We start from the raw sequence: 9,486 nt of genomic DNA on the forward strand, positions 1-9,486 counted from the left end.
ATTAGAAATATATGACCTAACTTAGAATTAATCTGGCAAACAAATATTCAAAATACCATCTAACTCATCGAGTGAATGATAATGAATAACAAGTTTCCCTTTACCTTTCTGGTTATGATCAATTTTAACATTGGCACCAAAACGTTCCGATAATTTCTGAGTTAATTGCTCAATGTCTGGTGCAACAGGAGTTTTTTCCTTTTCCTGTTTAGGTTCGTTCCAATCACGTACTAATTGCTCAGTTTGACGAACGGATAATCCCTTTTCAATGACAATTTTAGCTACTTCAAGTTGCTCTTTACCTTTTAAAGTCAAGATGGCACGAGCATGGCCCATATCAAGCTGGCCTTGTTGCATAAATTCTTTAATGTCATCAGCCAAACTCAATAGACGCAACAAGTTACTGACCGTTGTTCTCGCTTTACCTACAGTATCGGCAATTTCCTGATGACTCAAACCAAATTCATCATGAAAACGTTGTAATGCCAAGGCTTGATCAATTGGATTTAAATCTTGACGTTGAATATTCTCAATAAGTGCTAAAGCTATCGCGACCTGATCATTTAAATCACGAACAATTGCTGGAATTTCAGTTAAACCGGCAATTTGTGCTGCACGCCAACGACGCTCACCTGCAATAATTTCGTAAGGATGAGCTTCATCATCTACAGGACGGATAACAATTGGTTGCATTACCCCATGTTTTTCAATAGAGGATGCCAATTCTTGTAAATCATGTTCATGGATAAAACGACGTGGCTGATATTCACCTCGCTTCAACAAATTCACATCAATTTGCTTTAACTGACCATGATCAAGTGCTTGAGCTTCTAATTGTAATTTTTCTTTTTGAATTGAACCAAGTAATGCATCTAAACCACGCCCTTTCGCCAATCCGCGTTTTTTGATGCTCATACTTTACTTCCTTTCTTTACTTTACTTTTCTTTAACATCTCAGCTGCAAGATTTAAGTATGCAACTGCACCCTTTGAACTCTTTTCAAAATAAATCACTGGCAAACCATGCGCTGGCGCTTCGGCCAAACGAACATTACGTGGAATCACAGTGTCATAAAGTTTCTTACCAAAATACTGCTCCAACTCAGCTGATACATCGCGAGTTAAGGCATTACGTGCGTCGTACATCGTACGTAAAACACCGATAATTTCTAAATCAGGATTTAATGCTTTTTGAATACGATCGATTGTTTGGGTTAAATCAGCCAAACCTTCCAATGCATAGTACTCACATTGCATAGGAATGATTACACTATCTACGGCAGCCAAGGCATTTACCGTAATTAAACTTAAGCTAGGGGCACAGTCAACAATAATATAGTCAAAAGAATTTCTAATTTCGTTCAGAGCATTCTTTAAAATGAACTCACGACCTTCTTGTTCGGCAATTGCCAGTTCAACACCTGAAAGCTCACGGTTTGAACCCAAAACTTTATATCCAACCTCTGCCTTTTGAATTGCAGTTTCAATTGGCACTTCACCCAATAACACATCAGTGATTGAGTAAAGTAGATCATTCTTTTGAATACCAGACCCCATCGTAGCATTACCTTGTGAATCTATATCAACAAGTAATACACGTTTTTTCAATACAGCAAGTGATGCTGCAAGATTTACTGCAGTCGTTGTTTTACCAACACCACCTTTTTGGTTTGCAATCGCAATAATTTGAGCCATGGTAACCCTAATACTTTTTATTTAAATTCGTTGAAGTAAAAGTAAATGACGTTGTTCATCAAGTCTTGGTACATGCAGTTCAATCACTTTACATGAAAATTCCTGCTTAAGCTCTTCCATTTCTTCAACTGGAATCAATCCTTTCATCGCAGCAATTATACTATGCTCATGTAAATATGGACGTGCAGCCTCAACAAAATCAGTTAAAGATGCAAATGCACGACTTGTGATCACATCAAATTGACCAAGCTCATCAATTGTATCTTGATTTTCAACACGCGTTTGCACAGCTACTACGTTTTTAAGCTTAAGGTCAGCAATAAACTGTTTCAAAAAACGAATTTTCTTACCATTTGAGTCAAGCAATACACAAGAGCGCTCTGGTTGACATAAAGCAATGATCATGCCTGGCATACCACCACCAGTACCAACATCAAGCAATCGACCTGGTGGTAAATCTTTCAAAATACTTAGGCTATCTAACAAATGCTTCACTAACATCTCTTTCGGATCACGAATCGCTGTTAGATTATAAGCTTTGTTCCAAAGTACCAAAGCATCTTGATACTTTAACAATAATGTCAAAGCTTCATCGCTAAGCGACAAACCTAATTTTTGACTACCCTGTTGTAACTCTTGAAAAAATGGATGCATAAACAAATAACATCTAAGTAAAATTTAAAACAAAGTATACCCATTTATGCATCGTGGAACACTATTTAACGATTAGGGATTACGCAGTTAATCGTAGAAGCCTTCACGAATTTGCAAATCTAGCTCCATTAAACGTTCAGGCGTTCCCACATCCACCCATGCACCCTTAAGCTTTTCAGCAGATATTCTTTGATTCTGCATCGCTTGCTTCAACAATGGTGCTAACGGACGTTTACCAGGCTCCAATCCATCAAAGAGCTTAGGATTGATAACAGATACCCCACTAAAAGTGAGATTCTCGCCCTTCACATCTTGATCGAATGCAAAAGCACGTCCATCCAATAATGTAAAGTCGCCTTCAGGATGTTGTTTAGGATTATCAACCAACACAAGATGAGCTAAATCATCATTTAGCTTAATATCGCGTAGCGCTTCAAAACCCATTGTGGTCCATACATCACCATTCACTAGAATAAATGGATCTGTTCCAAGCAGTGGCAAAGCATTAATAATTCCACCAGCTGTTTCCAGCCCTTCTTCTTCTCGTGTCCAACGGATGTCCACACCAAATTGAGAACCATCACCTAAGCTACTGATGAGCTTATCAGCCAACCAGGCAGAATTGATGACTATTTCAGTCACACCAATTTTCTTAAGCTTTTCGATATGCCACACAATAAGTGGCTTACCCCCCACCTCAAGCAGAGGCTTTGGTGTATATAGCGTAAGTGGACGCATACGATTGCCCAAGCCAGCAGCAAGAATCATTGCTTTCATTATGCTGCTACCTCATAGGGGCCATATTTTTCTATAAACTTAGGCATGACTGAGTTACGAATAAACGTCATGAAGTCATCAAGCTCATGATAACCACGACTCTCTTCAATTAAATACCACATGACTCGCGGCAAGTCTTTTAAATATCCAGACTTACCATCTCGCTCAAACAGACGAACAAAAATGCCCAAAATCTTGATATGACGTTGAATTGCCATTAAATCGGCATCACGTTTAAATTGCTCAAAAGTTCGGTTTTGTTTAGCAGATGCTGGTAAAAGCTCATAGAAAACTTTAAACCATTGATAAACACGCTCAGCATTCCACTGTACATACGCATCACGTGTAATCGAGATTAAATCATAAGTGTCGGCACCAATAACCGCATCTTGAAAGTCGATTACCCCCAATTCTTCTTCATTACTAATTTTCATTAAATTACGACTATGAAAATCACGATGCACAATAACTTGCGGTTGTGCCAATGCAGCATGAGCTAAGAAATCAAATGCGTCATCAATAGTTTTCTTTTGCTCAGCCGTTGGATGAATCCCAAGTGATGGCAACATCCAATCTGTTAGCAGCTGCATTTCAGACATAAGCTTTTCATAAGAATAAGCTGGGAAATGATCAATACCATTAATTGATTGCAAATGAGTGAGCTGTTTAAAGCTTTGTTCGTAATATTGATCAACTGTTGCATCATTTAATAATGTCGACAACAGCACATCACCAAAATCTTCTAGCAATAGAAAACCTTGTGTTAAATCCTTTGCAACAATTTGAGGCACTCGAACCCCATGCCCTGCAAAAAATTCGTCAATGGTTACAAACGGAACACAGTCTTCTTTTTCAGGAGGCGCATCCATAAGCATATAAGTTTTATTTTGTAACTGGATGCGAGCATAACGGCGAAAGCTGGCATCCCCTGCTAAATAAGCGATCTGAAATTGATCATTTTCAAGAACAGATGTAAGCCATGTATGTATCAATTGTTCACGTTGTGTATTCATTTGCAATAAAATCTAAAACAAGCTGAGATTTTTGAAGGGTTAAGTGTAGCCACTTATAAACTTTTTCTCTATGATGCGACAATAATTAATTGTGAATTAGCATACTTGGTTAATGAGACAATGAAGCATCAGTTTAAATTTAATCCTTTAGCGACCGCTATTTTTACGCTCTTATGTGGCTCCATACAATCAAGTTATGCTGAGTCAGCTGGTGTTGTCTCCAACATAGACAATAATCAACTTAAGGCGAGTATTAAGGAAGCCTATCCTGGGCAGGAATTCTTTCAACAATATTATGTTGATAAATCTGCACCTGAAGCGCAGTTGCGCAATAATAAATATTTGAGTTCGGCATTTTGCCAAGGAACTTGGATTACACCGATTAATCCTGAAACTAAAGCATTAGATGCAGATAAGGCTACATCGGTTGTAACGGCGGATTATGGTCATTACAACCCTGCTGGCGATTCTGAGCTAGAAGGAAACGTAGTAATAGATCAAGAAGGTCGTACTGTACGTGCCGATAAAGTTACCATCGATAAAACTCAAACATTTGCTCATGCACAAGGTCGAGTGCAGTTAGCCCAAGGCGGCTTACTCTCTCAAAGTGATGAAATTAATTACAATTTAAAGACTCAAACTGGTGATTTAAATAATAGTTTTTATATTTCTGAACAGCAGCATGCACATGGTCACGCTGGAAAAATCGAAAGAACCTCTCCAAATGTAATGGTTCTTAATGATGCAAGCTATACCACTTGTCCACCAGGCCAAAAGCCTGCTTGGAAAATTCAGGCTAATAAAATTGAGCTAAATCAGGAAACTGGTCGAGGCGTCACTCGTAATGCAAAAATCTATGTTAAAGATGTGCCAGTTATAGCAGTTCCATACTTTAACTTCCCAATTGATGACCGTCGAACTACGGGTATGCTTAACCCACAGTTTGGTTTTTCAGGTTTCTCAAATAGTGGTGGTGGCGGTGAACTTTCTGTTCCAATTTATTTAAATCTTGCACCTAATTATGATGCAACGATTACTCCACGATATCTATCAGAACGTGGAGCTATGCTCAAAGGTGAATTTCGCTATTTAACGGATGGCTTCGGTGCAGGGGTAATATCAGGCGGTATTCTTCCATCTGATAAAGAATATAACGATAAAGACCGTAAAGATTTTAATTTCCTCCACAACTGGAATATTAATGATCAATGGTCTACTAACCTTGAATATCACTATGCATCTGATAAAGACTATTTTGCAGACTTAGACAGCAGTCCAAACTCTAAAACCGATGTAAATCTACGAAGAGCTTGGGAACTGAACTATCAACATGGTATTCCGGGTTTAAAAGCTCAGCTTAAAGTTGAAGACTTCCAGACGCTAGATCCTTCAGTTTTGGATGCGAATAAACCTTATGCCCGTTTACCACAGTTCTTATTAAACTACGTAACTGGTAATCCACAAGGTCTACAGTACGAATTTAATAACGATACTGCATACTTTAAAAAATCAATTAATGATGGTTCTGCTCAGGAAAGTAGCGGTACACGTATTTATAACCAGTTTGCAACACGTTATAACTATCGTACACCAGCAGCTTTTGTTATTCCTGAAGTTTCTGTACGTTCTATCCAGACTTTTTATGACAAAGATAGCATTGCCTCACAAGGTTTAGATGCCAGTTCAGAGTCTAAATCAGTCGTCGTACCTCAGTTTACTTTAGATACTGGTCTTACTTTTGAACGTGATGGTAAATATCTTCAAACAATTACTCCACGTGCATTTTATGCCTATGCCCCTTATAAAGATCAGAATGGTTATCCAAACTTCGATTCAACCTCTGCTTCAGTTAACTACGATCAACTCTTTAACCCTTACCGCTTCTATGGGCATGACCGCCTTGAAGACAACAATTTCTTATCACTTGGCGTAAGTTATAGCCTTTTTGATACAGTAGGTTTAGAACGTTTACGTGCAAGTGTAGGTCAAAGCTATTATTTTGAAGATCGACGTGTAACTCTACAAAATCAACCTGATACATTTGATACCGAACGCAATACAGGACCAGTTGTAAGCTTAACAAGCCAACTTAACCAGAACTTTACGATTGCAGCAAATTCAGCTTGGATGTCAAACGGCGATAACGCACAGCGTGATTTCCAAGTTTACTACACGGGTGACAAAGGCAACCTATATAACTTAGGCTACTTCTATCGTAAAGATATCCCTGGTCGCCAAGATAACTATGACCAAGTTGTTGCATCGTTTATACAACCAATTAAAGACAACTGGCGTATTATGGGTCTTGTTCAATATGACATGGACAATGATGTGGCTCGTGAGCTGTTATTAGGTGTTAACTATGAATCATGTTGCTGGGGTATCTCAGTCTACGGTCGTTCTTACTATAACGACCTAGATGATCCAAAATCTCCTAATGTTAACGAGAAACGCGCGATTATGGCTGAAGTCACACTTAAAGGTTTAGGTGGTTTAAATAACAAACTTGCATCTATACTTGAAAATCGCGTTTTAGGTTTTAACAAAATTAATCAATCTTGGACACAACGTTAATGAAGGCAAAGCATCTTAAACAGTTTTTTAAAGCAACAACCCTTGCTGTATTAATATCTTCATCAATGCATAGTTTTGCCCAACCCACTGATGAAGTTGTGGCAATTGTGGACAATAGCGTAATTTTAAAAAGTGACCTTGAACAGGGAATGGCAGAAGCCACTCACGAGTTACAGTCACAAAAAAAAGAAGTACCACCTCAACAATACTTACAATTTCAAGTTTTAGACCAACTCATCTTGCGTCAAGCTCAACTTGAACAAGTAAAACGTTATGGTATTAAACCTGATGAGAAAAGCCTAAACGAGGCAGTACTTAAAGTAGCGAGTCAATCTGGCAGTAAAAGTTTAGAAGCATTTCAACAAAAATTAGATGCGATTGCTCCAGGAACGTATGAAAATTTACGTGGCCGTATTGCTGAAGATTTAGCAATTAATCGTCTACGCCAACAGCAAGTGATGTCACGTATTAAGATTAGTGATCAAGATGTTGACAATTTCTTAAAATCACCACAGGGTCAAGCTGCTCTAGGCAATCAGGCACATGTGATCCATATGCGAATTTCTGGAGACAATCCTCAAGAAGTTCAAAGTGTAGCTAAAGAAGTTCGTTCAAAGCTGGCTCAAAGCAATGATTTAAATGCTCTCAAAAAACTTTCAACTGCAACAGTAAAAGTTGAAGGTGCAGACATGGGATTCCGTCCCCTTTCTGATATTCCGGCTGAACTCGCTGCCCGTATTACTCCCCTACAAGATGGTCAAACCACTGATCTAATTTCTGTACGAGATGGTGTACATGTTCTAAAACTCTTAGAACGCAAGCAAAATGAACAAAAAGCCTTGGTACCACAGTATCAAACACGCCATATTCTTATTCAGCCTTCCGAAGTAGTAAGTCCTGAAAATGCAAAACAAATCATTGATAGCATTTACAAGCGATTGAAGGCAGGTGAAGATTTCGCCACTCTTGCGGCAACTTATTCAAACGATACAGGTTCCGCGCGTGACGGTGGTAGTTTAGGCTGGGTTAATCCAGGAATGATGGTACCTGAGTTTGATAAAAAAATGCAGGAAATTCCTGTAGGTCAAATTAGTGAACCTTTCCAAACTCAATTTGGCTGGCATATTCTACAAGTGACAGACAAACGCGAAAAAGATATGACTCACGAATATCAAGAGCGTATGGCACGTCAAATTTTAGGTGAACGTCAATTCAATACTGAAATTGATAGCTGGTTACGTGAAGTACGTGCAAATGCTTATGTAGAGATTAAAGATCCAAGTCTCGACAAAAAGAATCTGCAAAAGTAAGTTAATTTTTATTTAATTAAAACCTGTGTTTATCACAGGTTTTTTTATGGATAAGATTTAGATAATAAAAAAACCGGTTACATAAATAACCGGTTTCCATAAATCAAACCCTATCGGGAATTATTTATAACGATCCACCATTTTCTCTAATGAAATTGGACGGATCTTGTCAGCATTACCTGCTGTACCAAAGGCTTCATAACGATCGATACAAATTTGCTTCATTGAATCGACAGTTTTAGCAAAGTACTTACGTGGATCAAATTCAGCTGGATTCTCCGCCATGAAACGACGAATTGCACCTGTTGAAGCTAAGCGTAAGTCAGTATCAATATTGATTTTACGTACACCATGTTTAATTGCTTCTACAAGCTGCTCAACTGGCACACCATAAGTCTCACCGATATTGCCGCCAAACTCATTAATTACTTTTAACCATTCTTGTGGTACAGAGCTTGAACCGTGCATTACAAGATGAGTATTTGGTAATGCCGCATGAATTTCTTTAATGCGATCAATTGCTAAAATGTCACCTGTAGGTGGACGTGTAAATTTATAAGCACCATGTGAAGTACCTACAGCAATTGCTAAGGCATCAACATTCGTGTCAGCAACGAATTGCTTCGCTTCATCAACAGAAGTTAAAAGTTGAGAATGATCGAGTACCCCTTCTGCACCAACCCCATCCTCTTCCCCAGCCATACCTGTCTCAAGGCTACCTAAGCAACCGATTTCGCCTTCAACAGACACGCCACAAGCATGAGCCATTGCTACGACTTGACGAGTTACATCTACGTTGTAATCGTAAGTTGTAGGGGTTTTACCATCAGCACCTAATGAACCATCCATCATCACTGAGCTAAAACCAAGTTGAATAGAGCGTTGGCATACATCAGGGCTAGTACCATGGTCTTGGTGCATTACCACTGGAATGTGCGGCCACTCTTCGATTGCAGCCAAAATAAGATGGCGTAAGAATGGAGCGCCTGCATATTTGCGAGCTCCAGCTGATGCCTGAACAATTACAGGTGAATTGGTTGCATCTGCGGCAAGCATAATTGCACGCATTTGTTCTAAGTTATTTACGTTAAATGCTGGTACGCCGTAGTTATGTTCCGCAGCGTGATCCAAGAGCTGGCGCATTGAAATGAGTGCCATAATATCCTCCCAGGTAGTGCGGCTTATTCTACCTTGTCATTTATTTCAATTCAGCAACAAATCACAGTATTTCAAAAAAAATCCCTGCATTTGCAGGGACTTTTTAACAAAAAACAACAAATTAATGAGTTTCTGAAGCAGCCGCCTCGCTAGACGCACTACCTTCAACCACATCTGTATTCTTTTCATCTAAAACTGGCTTATCAAGCGAATCAATTGTAGCTTGCTGTTCAGGAGTTACTTTATCAGAAACTGCTGTAGATGCTGCATCTTGTCCTGCTTTAGAAGACTCTTCTTTTTTCGCAC

The 9,486-nt window shown here is 38.9% G+C and carries 9 protein-coding genes; 2 read left to right on the forward strand and 7 right to left on the reverse strand.

Annotated elements, in window-relative coordinates; all coding sequences use genetic code 11:
* Positions 1-27: 27 nt before the first annotated feature.
* The 5 genes from J671_RS09550 to J671_RS09570 all read right to left on the reverse strand — a co-directional run bounded on the left by J671_RS09550 (position 28) and on the right by J671_RS09570 (position 4,138).
* Positions 28-915, reverse strand: coding sequence for a ParB/RepB/Spo0J family partition protein (locus J671_RS09550; protein ID WP_004709129.1), 888 nt, complete (start codon positions 913-915; stop codon positions 28-30).
* Entirely contained in the window at positions 912-1,694 is a 783-nt protein-coding gene (locus tag J671_RS09555; protein WP_002050124.1) for a ParA family protein, read from the reverse strand. Before J671_RS09555 ends, J671_RS09550 begins: the two co-directional genes overlap by 4 nt.
* A gap of 21 nt (positions 1,695-1,715) precedes the next feature.
* Entirely contained in the window at positions 1,716-2,348 is a 633-nt protein-coding gene (rsmG, locus tag J671_RS09560) for a 16S rRNA (guanine(527)-N(7))-methyltransferase RsmG (RefSeq protein ID WP_002050181.1), read from the reverse strand.
* 87 nt (positions 2,349-2,435) lie between these two features.
* Positions 2,436-3,125 (reverse strand): N-acetylmuramate alpha-1-phosphate uridylyltransferase MurU, encoded by a 690-nt coding sequence (gene murU / locus J671_RS09565; RefSeq protein ID WP_002049766.1) that lies wholly within the window; start codon positions 3,123-3,125, stop codon positions 2,436-2,438.
* Entirely contained in the window at positions 3,125-4,138 is a 1,014-nt protein-coding gene (locus J671_RS09570; RefSeq protein WP_004887496.1) for an aminoglycoside phosphotransferase family protein, read from the reverse strand. Before J671_RS09570 ends, murU begins: the two co-directional genes overlap by 1 nt.
* Positions 4,139-4,258: 120 nt before the next feature.
* Between J671_RS09570 and J671_RS09575 the strand changes: the two genes are divergently transcribed.
* Both J671_RS09575 and J671_RS09580 read left to right on the forward strand, forming a co-directional pair.
* Positions 4,259-6,712 (forward strand): LPS-assembly protein LptD, encoded by a 2,454-nt coding sequence (locus J671_RS09575; RefSeq protein ID WP_031959419.1) that lies wholly within the window; start codon positions 4,259-4,261, stop codon positions 6,710-6,712.
* Positions 6,712-8,022 (forward strand): peptidylprolyl isomerase, encoded by a 1,311-nt coding sequence (locus tag J671_RS09580; protein WP_004887497.1) that lies wholly within the window; start codon positions 6,712-6,714, stop codon positions 8,020-8,022. Before J671_RS09575 ends, J671_RS09580 begins: the two co-directional genes overlap by 1 nt.
* 120 nt (positions 8,023-8,142) lie before the next feature.
* Here the strand turns inward: J671_RS09580 and fba are convergent, their stop codons facing one another.
* Together fba and J671_RS09590 are read right to left on the reverse strand one after the other, a co-directional pair.
* Positions 8,143-9,180 carry a class II fructose-bisphosphate aldolase gene (gene fba / locus J671_RS09585; RefSeq protein WP_002049840.1) on the reverse strand — a complete coding sequence of 346 codons (1,038 nt, stop codon included), beginning with the start codon at positions 9,178-9,180 and terminating at the stop codon, positions 8,143-8,145.
* Positions 9,181-9,301: 121 nt separating this feature from the next.
* The coding region (locus J671_RS09590; protein WP_031982076.1) for a hypothetical protein at positions 9,302-9,486 on the reverse strand (185 nt) is incomplete at its 5' end.

The sequence above is a fragment of the Acinetobacter sp. 1130196 genome, assembly GCF_000588095.1.
Classification (GTDB): domain Bacteria; phylum Pseudomonadota; class Gammaproteobacteria; order Pseudomonadales; family Moraxellaceae; genus Acinetobacter; species Acinetobacter nosocomialis.